Source organism: Burkholderia catarinensis, assembly GCF_001883705.2.
In the GTDB taxonomy this organism is placed as follows: Bacteria; Pseudomonadota; Gammaproteobacteria; order Burkholderiales; family Burkholderiaceae; genus Burkholderia; species Burkholderia catarinensis.
Genome location: NZ_MDEQ02000009.1, coordinates 30,066 through 50,409, shown reverse-complemented (window position 1 = coordinate 50,409; position 20,344 = coordinate 30,066). Strand labels below are relative to the sequence as shown.

Here is a 20,344-nt window from a genome sequence, read left to right as displayed (position 1 = left end):
GGAGATCACAGATGGACGGCTTTCACGACCTCGGCGGATTCCAGGGCTTCGGCCGGGTGCCGCACACGATCAACAGCCTCGGCTACAAGCCGGTCTTCAAGGAAGACTGGGAACATCTCGCATACAGCTTGATGTTCGTCGGTGTCGATCAATTGAAAAAGTTCAGCGTCGACGAAGTGCGTCACGCGGTCGAACGGATCGACGTGCGCCAGCATGTCGGCACGCGCTACTACGAGCGCTACGTGATCGCGACCGCGACGCTGCTCGTCGAAACCGGCGTGCTGACGCAGGACGAACTCGACCGCGCGCTCGGTTCGCACTTCCGGCTCGCGAACCAGTCGCATTCCGTCGGCCGAGCGGCGCCTGTCGGCCCGATGCGGTTCGAGGTCGGCGATCGCGTCGTCGTGCGCGACGAATACGTGAGCGGACACATCCGAGCACCGGGCTACGTGCGAGGAAAGGCAGGCGTCGTGCTGCACCGGACGACCGAATCGTGGCCGTTCCCGGACGCGATCGGCCACGGCGACACCGGCGCCGCGCATCAGCCGACCTATCACGTCGAATTCCGCGTGAGGGATCTCTGGGGTGACGCCGCCGACGACGGTTACGTCGTGGCCGACCTGTTCGAAGGCTACCTGGATCGCGCGCCGGAGACGCGCGCATGAATGCGGTGGCGAATCAACCCGCGCTGGCCGACCCACCGGCGCGGATTCCGGTGACGGTACTGTCCGGGTTCCTCGGCGCCGGGAAGACGACGCTGCTGAATTACATCCTGCGCAATCGCGCCGGCCGGAAGGTTGCCGTGATCGTCAACGACATGAGCGAAGTGAACGTCGACGCCGACGATGTGCGACGCAACGTCGAGCTGCATCGCGGCGTGGACGAGCTGGTCGAGATGAGCAACGGCTGCATCTGTTGCACGCTGCGCGCCGATCTTCTCGATCAGGTAAGCACGCTCGCGCGACAGCAGCGCTTCGATTACCTGTTGATCGAGTCGACTGGAATCTCGGAGCCTATGCCGGTCGCGGAAACGTTCGCGTTCCTCGATCGCGACGGCTTCAGCCTCAGCGAACTCGCGCGGCTCGATACGCTCGTCACGGTAGTCAACGGCGAGACGTTCGAGGGCATGATCACGTCGAAAGAACTGACCTCGAACGGAAGTGAAACCGGGCAGCCACGCAAGCTGTCGGACCTGCTGATCGAACAGGTCGAGTATGCGAACGTCGTCCTCGTCAGCCGATTCGATCGGATCGGCGATGTGGGTTTCGACAGGCTGCGCGCGGTGCTCGCGTCGTTGAATCCATCCGCGCGGATTCTGCCGATGCATGATGGTGAAATCGATCCGTCGGACGTGCTCGATACCCGGCGCTTTGATTTGTCGGCGCTCGTCGAATCCCCGGGATGGATGCGGCACATGCAGGTCGACAAACGACCGTCAGAATCCGACACATACGGAATCGGATCGTGGGTCTATCGCGAACGTGCGCCGTTTCATCCGGCGCGCCTGCTCGCATGGCTGCGGCGGCCGTGGACCAACGGCCGGCTACTTCGCTGCAAAGGCTATGCGTGGGCTGCGCACCGCCATCAGGAGATCGGCATGCTCGTGCAGACGGGGGGCCGGTTCCAGTGGGGCTACGTCGGCCGCTGGTGGCGATTCGTGCCGCAGTCGGACTGGCCACGCGACGACTATCGCCGCGCCGGCGTGCTGGAAAAATGGGTGGAGCCGGTCGGCGATTGCCGGCAGGAAATCGTGTTCATCGGGCAGTCAATCGATCACGGACGGTTGCGGCGCGAACTCGATGCGTGCCTGCTGACGGTGGAAGAAATCGAGGCGGGACCGGAATCGTGGGCGGAGTTTCCGAAAGCCGACGCGTTCGACGCGCTCGTGGCCATCGAACATCCGTGACGCTTCCGGCCTGCCGGTCAGGCCCCGGCGGCTTTTATGCGTTTTCATTCACTCACTGCGTCCCGAGTGCTGCCGATGGCGTTTCGCCGAGCTGGCGCTTGTATTCGATCGAGAGGCGCCCGAGGTACCCGCTAATTGTTACGGACCACGCTGCTTCCGGAAGTATTGGACGGAAACGACCAGCCATTTATCGATGTGCGAGTCGATGTACCCGTCAGTCAGCGATGAATTTCTGAAACCCTATCGCTAACAACAGTTATCAACAGCTGACCTCGCCAAAGCCCACGCCGGATCACATCGTCAGTCTTTGGCAAATTACGTCGCGTTTCCGCAGCAGACGAGCGATGGTCCGGGAAGTATCGCTGCACGAGGGGACAAGCGGTCACGAAGCGAGTGTGCTCGCGCCGCCCAATAATAGGTATTCACGCGCCGAAGACAGCGGGCTCGACCATTTGCTTGCTCCACAGCCATTCGAGCAGCTGTTGCGCCCTGGCCGCTTCCATCGATCTGCCGAGAAACGCAATCAGCTCGAGCGGATGCGTTGCCCGCGTCAGCATGTCGAGGAGCGGAAACAGCGCCACGCCATTCCAGAACGCGACGGGTCGATCAAGACTCGGATGCTGCAAGGCGGGATGCGCGGTGACGCGGTCGCCGGTCGCGCAAGGCACCACGACAATGCCGATATTGCGGGCGAAGCGGATCGGACTGTGCAAGGGCAACGGAGGCGCGGGCTCGCTGGGCTGGGGCTGGTTCGACGGCACGTGCGCCAATTCGTCTTGCAGCGCGTGCGTCATGAGGTCTACGCGCGCCGCGGTTTCGTCGCCGAGCGAGGACGTCGCAACCGTATCGGACGTCAATGCGGGCGTCGAGCGCAGGCGCCAGAAAGGCGAATCGGCGCACCATGCCTGACGGTAGTACCCGGCGGTCCATGCGAGGTGACGCGCCGCGCTTTCGATCAGGCGCGATTCGTAAAAGCGCTGCGCCAGTTCGCGCTCCGAGGCATCGCTTGCCCGGCACCACGTGTTGATCGCGATAGCGGCCTGGAGCGAGAAGCGCATCGCCTTCTCGACGCCCGAGGACGAGATCGGGTCGAGCGCGAAGGCCGCGTCGCCGAGCTTGATGCGTCCGTCCTGCCAGGAGAGCGCGTCGACGTAGGGCGTCGATACGCACATGCGCGGCGATTCGCACCAAGGCAAACCTGCCATGTCCTTGAACAAGGCGCTTCGCGTGCAGGCGTTGCGCAAGACAGACTCCGGCTCGCGTTTGAGCGCGTCGTCCCGCGCGGAGGGATCGAACGTGAACATCACGCGGTAACGGCCGCCCGGCAGCGCAGCGCCCCACATCCATCCGTCATCGAGCGCTTCCACGCGCGTGGCGGCATCGGCATGCGCAGCCGGTGTTTCCATCGCGGCTTCGGCCCATACCGTGGACAACCGAGGCGCGTGCAAGCGCTGCGGCTCGCGCCGGCTCTGCCGGCCCTGGGCATCGAGCAGCACGTGCGCCTCGACGTTCCGCAGCCCATCGGGCGTAGCGATTTGCACGCGCCAGGCACCGGGCGCTCCGTCGACTTGCGCGAGGCTCGCCGGCCGCAGCACTTCCACGCCGCGCGCCACGGCCAAGCGCAGCAGCGCCGCATCGAATGCGGCACGCTCCACGACGGCGCCGTCGTGCGCCACCGTCTCGATCGATTCGCTCGTCCAACGTACGCTCGTGGGCTTGCCTGCGAGGATGGGAACGGATTCGAGCACCTCGTCCGCGTCGAGGTAGTCGATGATGTTTCTGACACCCGGCGTCAGCGCTTCCCCGATCTGCGGACGAGGCCATAGCGGACTTCGCTCGACGAGCAGCACGCGATGCCCGAGATGATTCAAGCGAAGCGCCACGCACAGGCCAGCGGGACCGGCGCCGGTCACGAGCATGTCGAACGTGCGATTCACGCCGTTCCCGCACCACTGGACGACGCGCCAGGCGAACCGGCAAACCAGGCCGGCGCATAGCGCGCGAGCCTGCCGTGCGCGCCGATCGCATAGTGCAGCCAGCCGCGGATGTAATCGCAGGCGCTGCGTCCGCGCTCGAGGACCTCGTGATGGCATCCGCCGCCGCAAAGATAGCGCGCCCAGCATGCATTGCAGGGCTGTTGCTTGTGCACGTGACGCTCGGCGAGCCAGATCGTCTGGCGCGCCTGATCGACGCCCGTGGAGAGATGCCCCATGACGCCGGCCTCGTCGCCGACGAAGCGGTGACACGCCGCGAGCTCGCCATCGGCGGAGACGCCGAAATACCCCGCCCCTGCGCCGCACGGATACGGCCGATGCGTGCCGCGCTGGATTTCGCGCAGCGCGTTCTGCATGTTCGAGAACGGGTAGCGATCGCCGCGCATGACCTTTTGCTCGAACGCGAGCCCGCAGGCGATCATCCCTTGCAGCATGTCTGCCATATCGTCCGGGCCCATTTCCGCGCGGCCGTTCGAAGCGCGCAGCAGTGGCGAGAAGCCGACGCTGTGGAACCCCATGTCGACGAAAGTATCGAGCGTGCTCGGCAAGTCGAGATTGAACGGCGTGACGGTCACGCGCGCCGAGACCTGCATGCGCCGCTGGCGCGCAAGCAACGGCGTCACGCGCTCGACGATGTGATCGAACGAGCCCATGCCGCCCTTGAACGGACGCAAGCGGTCATGCACGGGCGCGGGGCCGTCGAGGCTGACGGTGACAGCGAAGCCGTGCTCTTCGAAGAACGCCCCGTCGTCTTCCTGCAGCAGACTGCCGTTCGTCGTCACGGAAAATTGGCATCGGATTCCGCGGGCGTCGGCGCGCTCCCGCGCGTGGACAGTCGCCGCGCGCAGCACCGCGCGATTGGCGAGCGGCTCACCGCCCATGAATGCAAGATTGATCTTGCCGCCCTCGCTCGCCTGCTCGATCAGCAGGTCGACTGCCGCAAGCGCGGTTTCGAGCGGCATGTTCTTCGCCTTGCCGCCAAATTCCCCTTGCTGGGCGTAGCAATAGGTGCAGCCGAGATTGCATTTCTGCGCGACGGCAAGCGACAACGCGTGCACCGGCATCTCGGTCAAAGGCTCGTCGTCGATCGCCGGGCGCATGTCGAGCCCGCGGCTCGCGACCAGCGAGGCGACGGCCTGCGCATCCCCGTCCTCGAGCGCCGCCTGAAACGCGTCACGCAGGTCGTGCGGCACATGAAACAGGCGGCTTCCGTTCACGAGCAACAGTTGCGCGCCCTCCGGATCCTCGACCACGTGGATCCCGGGATGCCGCGGGCGCGACGCCTCGACGATGCGCGCCGCCATCGCCGACGCCAGCGGCGCGAGCCGCGCCGCCGCGCGCGGCTCGACGGTGGGGTCAGGTTTCATCGGCATCCTTGCCGCGGATCACGAACTGCAGATCCTCCTGCCAGGACCGGAACAGATCGTCGTAGGACCACAACCGCGTGTCGACGCGATTGTCCGGCACGTACGTGCCCGTGCGGCGCTTGGAGAGCCACATGTCGCCGCGCGCCAGCCCGTCGTCGCCCGGCTCGACATTGACGAAGTCAGGTCGCGACGCGGCCCAGTAGTAGCACGCGCATTCGCGATAGTCGTTCTGCCAGGGCGCGCAGAGGCCTTGCGTCAGCTCGCCCGGCTTCAGCATCTCGAGGTTGAAGCTGGCGGTGTCGCCCTCGAAAAAGCGCCTCAGCGTGAGCGTCGCCTTCAGGGTCTCGGTTTTGCCTTGGTGGTAATACACCTCTTCCAGGGCGTTCTCGTGAGCCGTGAATTCGCATTCGACCGACTGGCCCTGCAAATGCACGATGCGAGCGATGGAGTTCGACCACTCCATGAACGACACCGCATGGGGATTGGGCTTGCTCACCAGCGTGACAGGATCCCCGCCAGGCAGCACCGGCCCTTTCGTGAGGACCATCGTGCCGACCTTGTGGCCGTCGAAGCTCAGCAGGCGGCGCGACTTGAGATGCTCGTAGCCCGGCTCCGCATCGACGACGTAGTTGTTGTTCTCGACCAGCGTGATGCCTACGAATGCGCGCCGCCAGAGATTGCGGAAATCGAACTCCAGGCCCGGGAAGCAATTCGAAATCGCGGTGCGCGGCAGCGCCGAGGCCGGGTTGCCCACGCCGCGATGGTGAATCTGCGCGGTCAGGTTGGACGCGCGGATCTCCCCGTTGCCGGGCTGCTCGAGGTCTTTCGGAACGTTCGGATCGTTAGCCGACATGCTTGTCTCCCTTCGGATCAGGTTGCCCGAACATCGCGTCTCGCGCCGCCTTGATCACAAGGTTGATGTGGCGGCGCGTGAGCGTCAGGCTACGGCCATCCGCCCCGCGCATCAGGGCCGGCATCTTGCGCAAGCCCTCGGCGGTCAGGTCGCCGATGTCCTCGGGCTGGCGCAGCAGCTTGGCGAACCACGGCGCGCCACCCGCCGCCAGCGTGCTGAACACGCGCTCGTGCAGCGCACGCAGCGCGAGATTGTCGACGATCGATTCGGCGGCGATCGGCTCGTAATAGCGCTCGAAGTCGGCCGTGTTCTGCCGCACCATCGTGCTCGCGACGTTGAGCCTTCCGTTGATCGGGTTGCCGTTCATGACGGCGGTGTTCATGAGGCGGATCGTTTCAAGCGCACGCAGGACGATCTCCGTGGCTTCGTCGATCGATACGCGCTCTTCTTCCGGGACGTCGATGCCGTGGAGAATCTGCTCCATCTCGTCGGACACCACGCGCACCGGCATGGTATCGGGCGCATAGGCCGGCGGCCCGGCGCCGATATAGCCGTGCGCGCGCAGCGTGGAGCCGTCCTTCCTCGTCAGCACGACTTGCACATGGCCATCGCATTCGTCGTCGAGATAGCCCCAACTGACTTGATTGCCATCCTTGTCGGTGTATCCGGCAAAAATCTGCGCGGGGTTGGTCGGCGCAGGATGCGCCTTCGTGGGGCCGCCCGCCTCCCTGAAGCCGAGCCACTTGCCCGGCGTCTCGGCGTAGAGCAGGAGATGGTCGCGATCGATGACGGGATCGAGCTTCAACTCGTCTTCGCGTTCGTCGTCCGAGGTGCGGCGCACCAGCCGCGTCCCGTACACGAGACCGGCGGCAGGGGTGTAGCGCAGGCGGATCTCGGGGAACTGCGCCGTCGGCTTGATGAACTGGACGTGGCCGAGCGGAAGAGGCCGCCCCGGGCGAAAGTGCTCGCAATGGCCGTGCATCGCGTGCCGCTTGTGATCCTTGAGGCCGGTCAGGTTCGCATGGATCTTGTCGTTCGTGTCGTTGGTGCGGCGATATATCTTGATGTTGCCCAGATGGATATCCCAATGCAGCGCGTCGAGATCGAGTTGTTCCGCCGCGAGCAATTGCAGCGTGAGCGGCTGCAGCGTATCGGGCGCCTCGCTCGTGCGCGCAAACACTTCGAGAAAAGGCGCGACAGGCCGCACCTTCTTGTTCTCGTCCTTGAAGCGAATCGTGTCGGGCACATAGGCCTTCACGATCTCGCCGCTTTCGGGATCCACCTCCAGCGTGGTGCGCGGCACGATGCGTCGAAAGTCGAGCGGGTTGTCGGGATCAACGACGAGGTCGAACGCTTCCAGCGGCGTCGCCGCGGCGCCCAGCCTGCCGACCGCGATGGGCGGCAAAATCCGGAGTTCCAGTATCGGCATGTACGGCTCCTAGAGTAGCGCCAGGTCGACGTCGCCGGACAGGATGCGCCTGGCGACGGCGGCCAGGTTCCTGTCGGCTTCGCGCAGACTGAGCAAATACGGATGGCGTGCGGCATCGGTCTCGGCCAGCAAGGCCACCACGAGGTTCTCCGAGGCCGCGAGCAGATCGAGGTGCCCGCGCCAGCGGTTTGCCTCACCGAACGGGCTGTTGAGCGTATAGGGCATCTGGAACGGCGGCCCCGCGAGCGACGCGTCCGGCTCAATCGACACGCGCGACTGCATCAGGATCTCCGAGAGCGCGCGCAGGTTGTACATCTCGCCGAACGCCGCATTGACGATCGTGCCGCGCGGCGTGAACTGCCCGGCCGCATTGAGCCCGCCGTAGAGCGTGAAGCTGTGGATCAGGTACTGCAGCAGCATGCGGTAGCGCAGGTTGAACAGCGACGCCCACAGCTGGGTCACCGGCTCGGTGATGGGCGTCACGGGTGCGCCGCCCTGCTCCGGCTCGAGCTCGGGGTCGAGCGCCACGTAGGGATTGACCGCGACGGGCCGCGAAGGCCGCCAGGTGTCGTCTACCTTCGCCGCGTGCAGCTCGGCCGCCGCTGCCGGATAGGCTTCCGTCCAGGCTTCTTCGAGAAAATCGTCGGGGCGTGCGGCAAGCCAGATGTCGAGGCCGCACAGCTCGCCTTCGAGGACCGCAAGCATCTCGACATAGATCCGCAAGAAGCGCACGAAATGCGAGGGATCCTTGCCGTGGGGCGCCTCCCCTTGCTTGGAGATTTTATCCAGCGCGTTCACCGCGTCGTCGCGCGAGGTGGCGGGCATCACGAGCACGTCCGGCGTTCCGCCTAGCGAGCGACCGCCGCCGCTGCCCCTGTGGCCGCCCTTGTACCCGCGTCCCCATTCGGCGAAATCCGCCTGGCATCGGTAGGTGTCGGCCTGGAACACATCATCGGGCAGGTGGTCCCTGACGAGCGGAATCAGCGTATGAAACAGCTCGGCGACCTTATGAGGCTCGGAGGCCTGCTCGCCGACGCGCCGGCGGATATCCTTGCCCAGCTCGCCGCCGTCCCAATCGAGCGGCGCCTCCGTATAGACGTATTTCGCGAGCGAATCCAGCGTCAGCGGTTCGAGCATGAAAGGGAACGGATAGAACGGCGTATCCCACGGGTAATCGTCACGCTCGAAATGCAAGGGCGAGCCGATCAGGCGCAGCACGTTCTGCACCGTGATCAGGTGGCCCATCTCCTCCTTGGCGATGCCGAGAATGGTTTCCTGCCAATTGCGGACCGTGTCGCGAAACGCCTCCGGCACCTGCGGCCCGCCCAGCGAATAGCCGGCGTACAGATACTGCACCATCAGGCAATGCTCGATTTCCGCGTCGATGGACAGCAGATAGGTGACGTAGTCGCGCGTCGATAGCTCATGGTTGAGCACATGCTTGATGGAAGCGTCTCCGGCGTCCGGCTCGCCAAGCGCAAGCCGCTCCAGGGATGAACCGCCGGGCGCGAGATGCCGCCACAGTCTGAGAGATTGCATTGCCGCTCCTTATTACCTGCGTCAGAAAAAGAGGGTCGTGCAGCACTACAGGGAATGGCTGGTAATTCGGTATTGATGCGCGCCAAACGTCTCTCGACTAGCCGCGCGGTCGTTCGAGCGGGCGCGTCACCGAACCCGCCCGCTCGTCTTTCCCGGCTCCAGCTCTCCGTAGCGATCCGCGGCACGTTCAACTGCGACCGCATGCGCCGAACAATCAGGTTGGCTGGCAGATGAACGGGTATTCGGAATCATCAATCAACGGCTCGATGTCGAAGAAATCGTTGAGCACCGATTCCGCCGTGCAATAGGCGCCTTCCACCCAAGCCTGATCGTTTGAGTAGCACTCCCCTACGATAAAGATGGGCGCATCCTTGCCGTCGATCAGCTGCGACGGCTTGCGTATTTTTTGCTGGACGTCAGCAACATCGTAGTGCGCGGCCCACGCATGGTAGCCCGCACGGAACGGCGGCAGCGACCAGTCGACATAGGCCGCATCGAGCGGCTCGGGCACGTCCGCAAAGTCCGAGTTCGGCCCAAAGTGCAATTCCGCCAACTGCTTTCGCAGCATCTTGACCATTCGGTCGGGCACCTTGCGCGGCCCGATCAGGGGTTGGATATCATCGGCGATCGGCACATGCCGCTCTTCCTCCGGCCCGAGCTCCAACTCGCGCCAAAACGTCGTGAAGGTTTCGTCGTCGTAGGAAGCCAGCAGGCCGTAGACCGGCTTTGCATCCTTGTCGGCCGCGTTGTTGCCGAAGTAGACCACCATGCGGATCGGCGTGTCGGTCACGCTCGGTCCCATGGTGTTGCGCGTTGCGACGGCGAGCAGCAACGTTTCCTGTTTGACGGTCATCCGCTCGCCGGCCGCTTCTTCCACGGCCTTGACCAGCTCGTCGGCGCTCGCGAACTGGACATTCAGGATCGTGTCCGAACCGGACATCGCCTGCACGAACACTGGCGGAAAGTCCTGCTCCTCGAGCGACGCGATCACGGCGTCCGTGACTTCATAGCCGTTGATCTTTGGCGGATAAGGCGTAGCCGGGTCCAGCCACCATTCCTTCTCGAAGAACATGCCGACCTTGTAAGACGGCTGCATGATGGCCGACTCGAGATAGAGCTTGACCTTCTGGTCGTTCAGGACGTCCAGTCCGCCCCGATCGTCATAGCGGGAGCCCTGGGCAACCTGTTCGAGCGCCGCGCGCGGCATGGCCAGCCAGGCAGCCGCCGTGACCTGACGGGCAGCCTCCCGGTAGGGATCTTCCCGCGTCGCGATCGTGTAATGGACGACGCCGTTCTCGACATGGATAGAGCGCAGCCGCCGGTTCGGGTAATACTGAAGCGTGACGCCTCGCTGCCTCGCCAACTGCTCGATGGCCGCAAACAATGCGTGAAACATGCCCGAGTAGCCGGTCGTCAGCGTCATGTACTGATTGCCCGGCGTGAATTCGTTGTTCGCCTCGAAGGCGACCGCGGCATTCCAGTTGATCACGTTGGACGAGTATCCGTTGCCGTCTGCGGCGTACTGATAGCCTTCCGAGCCGAGCTGGTCATACATCAGGTTCCAATAGCCGATGTCCTTGAGCAAATCGCCTTTCTGGAAGATGGAGCTCGACGGCAGTTCGGCCGTGATGCGGCCATGCTGATAAAACGCGTCCCACTGCTTGCGTGTGCTCGGACCACTGGTGCTCGTGACCGACAACGCTTCGACGACGGCGAAGCCCTGGTCGGGCGTGGTCGCGGCACCAAAGTTGTTGGCCGCGTACGGCGCCGGCGTGCGCGAAGAAATATCGCTTTGATAGAGATTCCTGGCACGCAGGTAGTAGAGGGGATTGCTCGATTCGTTGAAAGGTACGGCATAGCGGTCGAGCCCGAGCTGGGCGATCACCGTCGTGACCAGCCGGTGGCCCTGCGCTTTACCGTCGTTTTTGCCGTTCCATTGCGAATAGCGCATGCCGCCCAACTCGAGGTACGAATGGTTGGGATTGTCCTGGTAGTGCCAGGTGCAGACCCGGGCACCGGGTGCACGGGTGCCCCGAAATTCCTTCGAAAAATCGTACTTGCCCCAGTCGAAGAGTTCCAGGACATCGCCCTGCTCCAACTGCCGATGCGGATCGCCCCCCGCTCGCGTCCGGCCATTCAACAGTCGCCAGGCCGTGTACAGACCGGCGGCACCACACCCGAAGATCGAATAGGTCTTGCTTGCCATGGTGTCCTGCTCCCGTAGATGCGCGGCCTGTGCTCAGGCCAGCTTGTTGAAATAGCGACTACCGGTGGAGAAGTGTGAGATATCGAATGGGGTATGACCGTCCAGGGTCAACTGGCAAAGAATTTCGCCTAGCAGCGGAACGAACTTTCCGGCCCAGCCGGTCGCATAGACGACGATGTCGCGGTGGCTCGGCACATAGTCGGGCGCGAAGTCGATCAGCAATTCCTTGTTCGCAATCTTGCTGAGTGCAACGAGGCAGGTCGACGTGAAGCGCGGAACCGGCTCGAGACCATCCATATGCTCGCCGACCCACTCGGCCGTGAACGCGAGCTCCTGAGGATTCGGAACGGGCGTGCGCTGATCGGGGGACGTCAGCGGCGCGAGGACGAAATCGGAGGCGACACGGATATAGCCTGGGTAATTCCAGGCTACCTCCGGGAAGCCGTAGAACTGATTGCCGTTGTCGCCCACCGGGTTCTGGAACACGAACCAGGTGGGGTACTGGATATCCGGCCGAGTCTTGCGGTAGTAGGCCGAGGCCATATTCCAGTAGGTCGCCGCGATACGGAACCCCAGCAGCTTGAACACGTCGTCGGCATAGGGGCCCGGCGTCAGCACCAGCTTTTCGGCAGTGAAGGTCCCAAGCGGAGTCTTCACTTCGAAGAGGCCCTGCCGACGCTCGATGCCGATGACCGGCGCCTCCTGCAACAGCTGCACGAAGGGAGAGCGCTGATTCCAGTCGAGCAGCGTCTGCTGCGTGGCCGCGAGATCGATGCTGGCGCCCTGGGCCTGAAAGAGTCCCGTATACGTCGACGGCAGATTGCGAAAGTGAAAACGCCTCTCCAATTCACGCGCATCCAGCGTTTCATAGGCAACCCCTTCGGCCTTCAGCGCTTGCTCGGCGGCGGGGATATTGCCCTCTGTCGACTTGACTGACGGATCGCCGAACCACAAGGTGCCGACCGTGTCCATGAGCGGCTGCGGCGTCAAGCCTTGCAACTCGTCCCAATAGGGGATCGACTGCTTGACCAGCTTGACCATGTAGGCGTCGGGATAGGGAATGCGGAACTGGCGCGACACGCCAGCCGAGCTGCCAAGCTGGTTCACGAAGGTGAACTGCTCGAGCACCAGCGTCCTGGCCTTGCGCTTGCCGAGATGGTAGGCGGTCGACAGGCCCATGGGCCCTCCACCGACAACGATGACGTCATAGCGATGCGTTGTGTCGTGCATGTTGGGGCTCCAGGGCATCCGGAAGCAAATCAATTTCAGCGATCCGCGAGATCACGGTCCCGATTGATGCAGCAATGGCCGAGTCGCTAAGTCGAACTTCAGAGAGGCTTTGAAAAGCGGAATTGATTACGCCAATTTCATGCTTGGCGATGCGTCGTCGTCCGTATCTCGCTTAGCCAGCCGCTGCGGTCAAATTACATGCCTAGCGACGGTATGTGAGCAAGCTGGCAATCCTGACAGGAGGTTGATATCTCAATCCCGGTTCGTCGCGACGAATCAGGGTTTCCTCCAATGTTCTTATGGCCGATGTAGATGTGGTACATGACCTCGGACCGGATCGGTAAGGATGCTCGCAATCGCCCGGACCGTAGACATCGAGTCCAAGTTCGATCAGGCCGGTACCGCAGCTTCAAAAGCTACTTCTGTAGGCGTTCACAATTAGCGCTAGCAGTGTTCACAGGCGCGCTAATATGTTCAGCAACCCTGCTAGCGTAGGGTTCTGAGCCGCGAGAAGTGGGGAGTTCGATAGCGCGATATTGCTCGGAGAGCTGCATCGAAATTTGCAGCCTTTCGAAATATGGATGCCGGAATCAACTCCAGCAATCTATGGTGCGTTCCGCAGTATTCTGTTTCCGGGTCCAGCCATTCCCTCTTCCAGCGTGGTGCAGAAACGTCGACTTCAGTTGCCCCGGTTGCCGTGTCCGTGTTGCCGCTGCGCTGATCACGGCACCAGTTCCCCAGTGTGGACCGGCACGCCCAGCCTGCGAGCAGCCTCATGCTGACCGACGCTCTCGGCCAACCGGACCGCCTCCATCTTGAATTCCTGCGTGTACTGCCTTCTCGGTACCCGTTTCTCTGACATGCTTCTCTCCGTACATACAAAAAGTTATCAAACTTCTTGCTGTACGTGGAATCGGGGCAGCGTCAAATCCGAAGGAACGCCAAATTGGTAGCTTTCATGCTTGTCATTGCCTCGATAGTTTTAGTGAGCGAAGAGGGTTACAGCGCTCGCCGAATTTCGCATTTTCCCAGAATGCCAACCTCGCCTGCACGCACACCAACCCCTTCTCAAATTAATGCAGCGTCAACCTCTCGATAGCATCCAAGGTCGTCCGACCATCCAGCGAAAGCTCGAAAGATCGGATCGCGTCGGCGTCCAGTTCAAGGGTCACGGTTAAGGTCGCCAAGTCGCGTCGATATGACGTAACGAGCCGGGCTTGCAGCGTTTCGATTTTGTTTGCCTTATTGTTTACTTTCATGGCAATGACCCCTGCCAAGGCTTCGGCGCGATCACATAATTTATCGAACTCGTCGCCCGAACTCGCAGCAATCGCCAATTCGACAAGCTGTCCCATCGTTTGCTTTTCCTCTATCCGAATTGGACCTCGACTTTGATATCGGGCACCGTGTAACGGTTCAAGGACCCAGGATATCTTCCCGCTCATCCAAACGAAAACGCCACCCGAAGGTGGCGCTTGTCGCTTTCCGAAATTCTTAGTCTTTTCCGGCTTCGACCGAACGCCGAACGCGCAGCTTCGCCCGGTACCGCGGTCGAAGTGGGCGCGCCGGCAGCGATCCTTTCTCCACGGCGACTTCCGTGTGTTCAAGTACCACCGCGAGGCCGAACTTCTGCAGCTCGACCACCTTCGGGCGCAACTTGCTCGATGCGTTCATAGCCATAGAATCCTCCCTCGTCGCTGGCGGGGCGCGTCACGCAACGGAATGCGGCGTCGTTTCGCGAATGGGCACGATTTCGTTGTGGCCAAATCCTTGGACGCCGCATTCAGTCTCAAAAAAAACACTTCACGGAAGCGTTATGGTTCTCCCTTCCGTGACAACTGCAGAACCAGATGCTCCTGAACCATTCTGCCAAACAATAAAAAGGCACTTGTCGTGACCGGGAGATGGGTCCCCCCATTTTTTGTTGTCTGCAGGAAACTGCCTTATGCCGTCCGCATACATTTTCGTTACCTGGCTTGTCACGTCGTATGTGTCAGTATTTACGCCATAACCTGCAAAAGATATCTTAATCATTATCTCACTCCATTAGGTAGTAAGGCGAGTCTTCAATATAATTTAAATCTTCAGAAATTGCCAAAAAAAATCTGATGCTTGCAGGTGCAAAGCGAGATTCGAAAATTGAAAAAAATTCGCTGGGCATACTGCCGGCTACCCCAACTGATCGCCTCGGCGCCGCACACGGAACACGAAGCGGTGCAGCCGCTTGTCCGAATCTCGTCGCGCAGAAAGTCGTCGCCGATGCAGTTGGCGCAAATCGGCATGTCGTCGGGGTCGCATTGAGAAGTATTGGTCATTGTAGTTTTCTCTTCTCGCGAGCGTTCCGCCGACCCTACCTTGACTGGCCGATCGTCAGCAGGCGCGGGTCATAGACAAACGGATTTTTTTGCACATTTCCGCCCCCTTCTCCCAAGTGCGATCTTTTTTGTATGTCGACGTCATGATCTCAACGGACAAAAAGGAACGCACTTAATATTCCCGTAAATCCTCACTCTTCCGACCGAGCACCGCGCTTCCGCTGGCCAGGGAAAGCGCGCACTTTTGTCGGGGCGCCCAATTCTACGCGCGACATGATGGCTCAAAGTCCGCACTTGGCACGCCCAGCATGGACCCTCAAGCGGTATAAAAAAAGGGACGCATTAAAAATGCAGATGTGCTCGACCGGCCATTCAGATATACGTTGCCCACTCATTTCACGGCTGACACGGAGTCCCGAACCGCTGATCGTGACTAACTGAGCGGGCTCCCTCCGAAGCTTGATCCGAACGACTGAGATCCGGTTTAAAACTGAGAAGATAAATTACGCACCGCTTGCGATGTGCAATCTGCTGAACTTGGAATCCTTTGGTACACAAACGCATACAAGGTGAGGGGCAATCGACGCGACCTCAGCGCCTACTAACCACGACAAAACATTCTCATTTAAATATCGAAAATATAGAATGCCAACTTTAAAATAGATAACACAAATAACCTCCCCCACCCTTTGCTTCGAGAGCATTTTTATTTGTCAGCAAAATTCCACATATAAGATAATAAAATTTACACACCCAGGCACACCAAACAACCCACATCGCACACATCTAAATATTTCATTAATCTACATTACTACAACCAGCCATCGACCTTACAATACCTCATAGATGCTTATATTTCCTCTTGCAGCTATCAACAATATGAATTGGTACATTCATTTTAGTAGCGATTTCATTTCTGGAAAAACCAAGACCAATCAATCTCCACACCTCTCGATCATACAAATCACCCCACAAAGAAACTCTAAAAACATACTCCCCATTGGGCAAACCTTTGCAAACGACCTTCAACCCACATTCACACCGACCGTGGTATCGCCCTTTCTTCCACCGCACATGGTCTATTTCGTGGCCACGACCGTGCGATGCGACAACGCTCGGGCATTCGATGCTTAATCTTACATTTGGATTCCTCATGCTTGGGGCAACCGACGCCCTCGTTCGCCATTCAATCCCAGCTTTCACTATAATTTTCTTTACCGTCGACCGAGAAATTCCAAGTTTAATTGAAATCGATTTTATATTTTCCCCTTTTCGCGCAAGCCTTATCACCTCCCTCTTGTATGGCTCGCCCCAATCTATGATCCTGATCATGGGTTCGCCGTCAACGCCCAGTGTGTATGTTATTGCCATACCGCAATTGCATTGACCGCGATAAGTGCCTGTCCTGCGATGCCAATGCTTAATAGCATGTCCGGTCCCGTGGCTGGCCAATTTGCTGGGGCAAGTTGACGATGGATGCGGACCAATGGGCCCAAGCCGCACCCCCTTTTTTCGAATCAAATCGGATGGAACATTATCAAAGAGGTCGGAAAAATGCGTATCATCAACTAACGTCTCATCCTCTTCAATCTGCGTGACCAAGGCAGCCGCAGTGATAACACGAAGCGCAGTCATAGCGCTCACACCTCTGATTTTCCTGAAATGTGCTTGCCTAAGATCAACATTATATTTTCTGACATACATTGCTCCGAACGTGCGCTCGACGAGTCGAGCAACGCATTGATCGTACCGCTCCCCAAAAAAATATCGGGACTTCGAGAAAAGATACTTTCTAAATCTGCGAACAAAATTCTCTGATTCGAATGAAACCCTCTCATTCAGGACATCATCCGATATTTTCGCTATCGCCAACAGCGCAGATCTTTGTCGCTCCGTCGCTTCGATTGAAATACGTTCCCCTTCGACTTGACCTGCCGCAACAACTTTATGGAGGAAGTGTGTATATTCCCATTCATAGAGCAACTCCTGATGTCGAACGCAGAAGATCACACCTGGCAACTGGTGAGTTCGCCTCCAATGTAATGGGTCTCCCGATTGGATGTTTTCTCGAAAGCAGGAACGACAGTAGCGATGTCGGTCACACTCCCCATCGAGTTTAACTCCTCTTCTGTCTTTTCCTTGTGGTATATGGTTTGTACTCGCAATACGCTCAAGCCATTTGTGCGCTTGAGCTGGCGACAAGAACGCCGCAAAATACGGATACATCGTCATGCGCTTTGCCACTTCTTGCGCAGACAATCCCCAGGATGCGTATGTTTCCTGTGCAATCAGTGCGGTATTTGCAACAATGCGTTCCACCCCGAAGAGCCGCTTCAGGAGATCTTTCTTTCTGGATACAATGGAACTTTGAATATATCTCGCCACAATACTAAACAGCGGCTCATCATCTAGCGGCTCATCCAAATATGTCGCCATACATGTCCTCCACGATTTCAGACTGCCATGTAAAAGTGCGACTCTGATGTCGTTGATGTCTCACTTTGATGCTTGTCTAGCGCTCTCCTCTACCTCTCCGATGTTCATCAATGATCATCCCATTCTTCGGCGTCACCGCTTGCGGTAGGATATTGGCGAGCCGTCCAAGATCATGATATTTATGCGCGCGCTTTTTATACGCGATATCTGGATCGCCATAGTGGTTAACAAGATCAATCCACCGTACTAACCGCCTCGCGCGTTCAGTTGTACGGTCCCAATCACGGATGATAATTTGTCGATTTCTCGCTGAATCGACCATGAAAGGTGGTACACCGAGCATCGCTACAAGCGTCGAGGTGGCATACGATTTAGCGGTCAGCATCACGATCGCCAACGCTACATCACGTCCATCCTGCGTCGGAGAGATTGACACGCCCCGCTCACCCTGCGTCAGGAAAAAAGAAAAACCGCAGATGCAAAGATAGTGCGGACGGCCTTCACGGCTCGACCACGGCACCACGCAATGATTAAAATCCCGATGAGAACGACTTCCCGGACAGTCAGGGTTGATATCACGTATCGTCCGTGTGCTAATGTCTGTAAGCAAATAGTCTACCCATAATGCACAACAAGGCGAACCCATTTCTTGATCAGTCAGCACAGCGCGTTCTAGTGGAATCGTAATACCGCTTTTTGAAGTAAATAAATCGAAATACTCTTCGCCCAGACGGACAACCAGGTCCTCTCTCATCCGTCTACTATCGATACCTCCGACAGCAAGGTACGCGCATCGACGCGCCATCTCCATACGTCTATTACTCGATTCCAAATTTTCCCAGAGATTCTCACCGCACAGCTGTCGATATGCGAGCCGTGCAACCTGTTGCCATGCCTCCCTTTCACGCGTGGAGGGCGCGGCGATGGGACGGCCACCTACGCTTCTGGCTGCAGAAACCATCAGACGGTGGGTAGGAGATTGACTTGCGCTGTATAGCACGTCGCCGTGCCAGGGACATACAGCCACGCCCGGAAGCTGATGAGCGCGCCTCCAATAGCGGGGATCTCCGCTTTGATCGTCGTCACGCCAGCAAGCCTCGCAGTATCTGATCCTCGGCCGACCCGGTGCGAGGTAGCCCAACCATCGCGTACCTTGCAGCACCTGTCGCACGACTCCTATGCGAGAAGCACCGGGAAAGAGCGAAGAGTAGAACGGTAGCAACGTGAGCCGCTCCGTGATCTGATCCGCACTCATGCCCCACGTTCGCTCTGTCTCTGCTGCTAAATGACCAAACTCGGCCGATGTATCAAACCGTGACTCGCCCCCCATTAATCTCTTCAGAAATGAACTCGTATATATTATACGCTCCCGTTCGATATATCTCGCAACGACACTAAACAGAATCTCATCTGGAAGAGGTTGATCTAGATAAATCGTCATCATCACCACATTTAAGATATTGATAATGATTTAAAGTCACATTAATTCAGCCATTCATCGAAAACAAATCAGCCCATCCTCGATCTCCGCGACGCTATTTTTCGCGACACCCCGTGCGGCTTCAACTCCTTCTCTCGCACCACATCATCATGTCTCAGCGCAAGCCGAAGGACGTCTTCAACCGATGCCGCCGGATCCTTCATTAAGATATCTCTCGAGAAAGCCTCTGCATCTATATCGGACCAATTCATATTAATTAGTACGCTGACACACTTCGAAAATTTTTCCGATGCCTCACTTGCGTTACCATTCAATTTTAAGCGCCGCCTTTCCTTTTCAATCAACATCCGCTCCCGAAGCTCAGTCAATTGTGCAATAGCAGTATCCCGATACCTGTCGAGCGCCAGAAGATCTCTTTTACGTAGAGCGTCCAGCAATCCCTCCACAAGAGAAAATGCTTCTACTACTGCGCTGGAAATTAGCGCAGGCGTGATACATTTTATTCGGCCACGTAACCCTGCGTATTGGACATGTTCCCATGCGAGTTTCATAAATGCGGGCGAACCTGCGCCGACCTCAATCAAGGTTGCTGCAATTTCCTTAGGATCGGTCGGTGCTTCTGGCATGAAGTCTATAGCGGTGATTTCTCGAGCTAGTGGCATCACATTATCCGTTGTTGGGAACAATTCCAAGGAAATATATGTCCTGCTGACAACCCTTCTGAGATTTCGCACCGTCTCTTTTATTACCTCTCCTGCGTCTGGCGTCCCAACAAGAACAAACAGACACTCTCCGTCATTGAGCAAACTCGTCACGAAACCGAGCAAATCCGTCTTCTCTGCCGATTTTATTGCAAATTGAATTTCATCAATGATCAACATTCCAACATGATGATTCTTTAATTTGCTCACCACTACTTTTATATAATCGCCCGTGTTTGCCCGACTCCTCACCTCCTCGACATAGTACGTTCCGAGATGAGTGTCGAACCAGTGCAAAATCCCTTTCATCAAGGTCAATACCGATCCATTTGGCGGGCATGACACAAAAATCCAGACGACCTGAGTAAACCTCGCTTCAATTTGACGAAAAGAAGTATGCTCTATAATCATTGGAAACATACTTAGAACCATCTTCACCGTCGTTGTTTTACCGGCCCCTGATAAGCCCGCTATGAAAATGCAGTCGGCGTGCGACGTTTCCGGTGCATAGATCATCTGCGTGTGACCCTGCTGTGTCGCCTCGTAATGTTCTTGCGTAAGCTTGCGCAATGAGCGCGTTGGCACAAGTCCTCGGTACCGATGCCGTAAAGAGATATGAATCCAGTCGATAAGTTTAAAGTGGGCTTCTGTTAGTACGAGGACTCGAGAAATTCGCTCGATTGCGAGCAGTCGTAGTTGTAGATGCAGTTTTCTTGCGTCTTCCGAGTGTGGCACGGCAAAACCAACCGTCATTGCTGCGGCCAATTGTTCGCGCTCCTCAAACGGAGGCAACGCTAAAATTAGCGGGCTTGCCCAGTTTTCAGGCAGCTCTAAATTGTAATCGTGATAGCAAGCCGAAACGGATGGACAGATTCGGCTAAAAATCGGGTCGCTGCCCACATTCAACGGGACTTCCTTGTATGCATC

15 protein-coding genes and 1 pseudogene are annotated in these 20,344 nt (G+C 58.6%); 2 read left to right on the top strand and 14 right to left on the bottom strand.

Translation table 11 applies throughout. The features are described from left to right. Nucleotides 1-11: 11 nt before the first annotated feature. Nucleotides 12-665, top strand: a complete 654-nt coding sequence (gene nthB / locus BFF94_RS16135) for a nitrile hydratase subunit beta (RefSeq protein WP_128844012.1) — start codon at nt 12-14, stop codon at nt 663-665. Next, nucleotides 662-1,906: a GTP-binding protein gene (locus tag BFF94_RS16130; RefSeq protein ID WP_128844013.1), complete on the top strand. Its 1,245-nt coding sequence runs from the start codon at nt 662-664 to the stop codon at nt 1,904-1,906. Before nthB ends, BFF94_RS16130 begins: the two co-directional genes overlap by 4 nt. 422 nt (nt 1,907-2,328) lie before the next feature. Here BFF94_RS16130 and qhpG read toward each other — a convergent pair whose 3' ends face one another. The 14 genes and pseudogenes from qhpG to BFF94_RS16060 form a co-directional block, all read right to left on the bottom strand. Further along, nucleotides 2,329-3,843, bottom strand: a complete 1,515-nt coding sequence (gene qhpG / locus BFF94_RS16125) for a flavin-dependent monooxygenase QhpG (RefSeq protein ID WP_219139541.1) — start codon at nt 3,841-3,843, stop codon at nt 2,329-2,331. Then, complete coding sequence (locus tag BFF94_RS16120; protein ID WP_128844016.1) at nt 3,840-5,267, bottom strand: radical SAM/SPASM domain-containing protein; 1,428 nt, start codon at nt 5,265-5,267, stop codon at nt 3,840-3,842. The genes qhpG and BFF94_RS16120 overlap by 4 nt, the downstream gene beginning before the upstream one ends. Next, entirely contained in the window at nt 5,257-6,120 is an 864-nt protein-coding gene (locus BFF94_RS16115; RefSeq protein ID WP_128844017.1) for a hypothetical protein, read from the bottom strand. Before BFF94_RS16115 ends, BFF94_RS16120 begins: the two co-directional genes overlap by 11 nt. Further along, the gene (locus tag BFF94_RS16110; protein WP_128844018.1) at nt 6,110-7,549 is read right to left on the bottom strand and encodes a hypothetical protein; all 1,440 of its coding nucleotides are present in this window, start codon (nt 7,547-7,549) and stop codon (nt 6,110-6,112) included. Before BFF94_RS16110 ends, BFF94_RS16115 begins: the two co-directional genes overlap by 11 nt. A gap of 9 nt (nt 7,550-7,558) precedes the next feature. Beyond that, a complete protein-coding gene (locus BFF94_RS16105) occupies nt 7,559-9,088 on the bottom strand; it encodes a ferritin-like domain-containing protein (protein ID WP_128844019.1) in 1,530 nt (509 codons plus the stop codon). A 214-nt stretch (nt 9,089-9,302) separates the two neighbouring features. Next, nucleotides 9,303-11,294, bottom strand: coding sequence for a flavin monoamine oxidase family protein (locus BFF94_RS16100; protein WP_128844020.1), 1,992 nt, complete (start codon nt 11,292-11,294; stop codon nt 9,303-9,305). Between the two features lie 33 nt (nt 11,295-11,327). Beyond that, the gene (locus BFF94_RS16095) at nt 11,328-12,524 is read right to left on the bottom strand and encodes an FAD-dependent oxidoreductase (RefSeq protein WP_128844021.1); all 1,197 of its coding nucleotides are present in this window, start codon (nt 12,522-12,524) and stop codon (nt 11,328-11,330) included. A gap of 657 nt (nt 12,525-13,181) precedes the next feature. Next, nucleotides 13,182-13,386 (bottom strand): annotated as a pseudogene (locus BFF94_RS16090) (transposase); the annotation flags it as partial. Between the two features lie 211 nt (nt 13,387-13,597). Then, the gene (locus BFF94_RS16085; protein WP_128844022.1) at nt 13,598-13,879 is read right to left on the bottom strand and encodes a hypothetical protein; all 282 of its coding nucleotides are present in this window, start codon (nt 13,877-13,879) and stop codon (nt 13,598-13,600) included. A gap of 139 nt (nt 13,880-14,018) precedes the next feature. After that, on the bottom strand, nt 14,019-14,198 hold the full coding sequence (locus BFF94_RS16080; RefSeq protein WP_128844023.1) for a hypothetical protein: 180 nt from the start codon (nt 14,196-14,198) through the stop codon (nt 14,019-14,021). A gap of 410 nt (nt 14,199-14,608) precedes the next feature. Continuing rightward, complete coding sequence (locus tag BFF94_RS16075; protein WP_128844024.1) at nt 14,609-14,839, bottom strand: hypothetical protein; 231 nt, start codon at nt 14,837-14,839, stop codon at nt 14,609-14,611. A gap of 840 nt (nt 14,840-15,679) precedes the next feature. After that, nucleotides 15,680-17,275, bottom strand: coding sequence for a TnsD family Tn7-like transposition protein (locus BFF94_RS16070; RefSeq protein ID WP_128844025.1), 1,596 nt, complete (start codon nt 17,273-17,275; stop codon nt 15,680-15,682). Nucleotides 17,276-17,351: 76 nt separating this feature from the next. Then, nucleotides 17,352-18,716 carry a TniQ family protein gene (locus tag BFF94_RS38575; protein WP_504740295.1) on the bottom strand — a complete coding sequence of 455 codons (1,365 nt, stop codon included), beginning with the start codon at nt 18,714-18,716 and terminating at the stop codon, nt 17,352-17,354. A 68-nt stretch (nt 18,717-18,784) separates the two neighbouring features. Continuing rightward, entirely contained in the window at nt 18,785-20,317 is a 1,533-nt protein-coding gene (locus tag BFF94_RS16060; protein WP_246637356.1) for an ATP-binding protein, read from the bottom strand. Nucleotides 20,318-20,344: the final 27 nt, after the last annotated feature.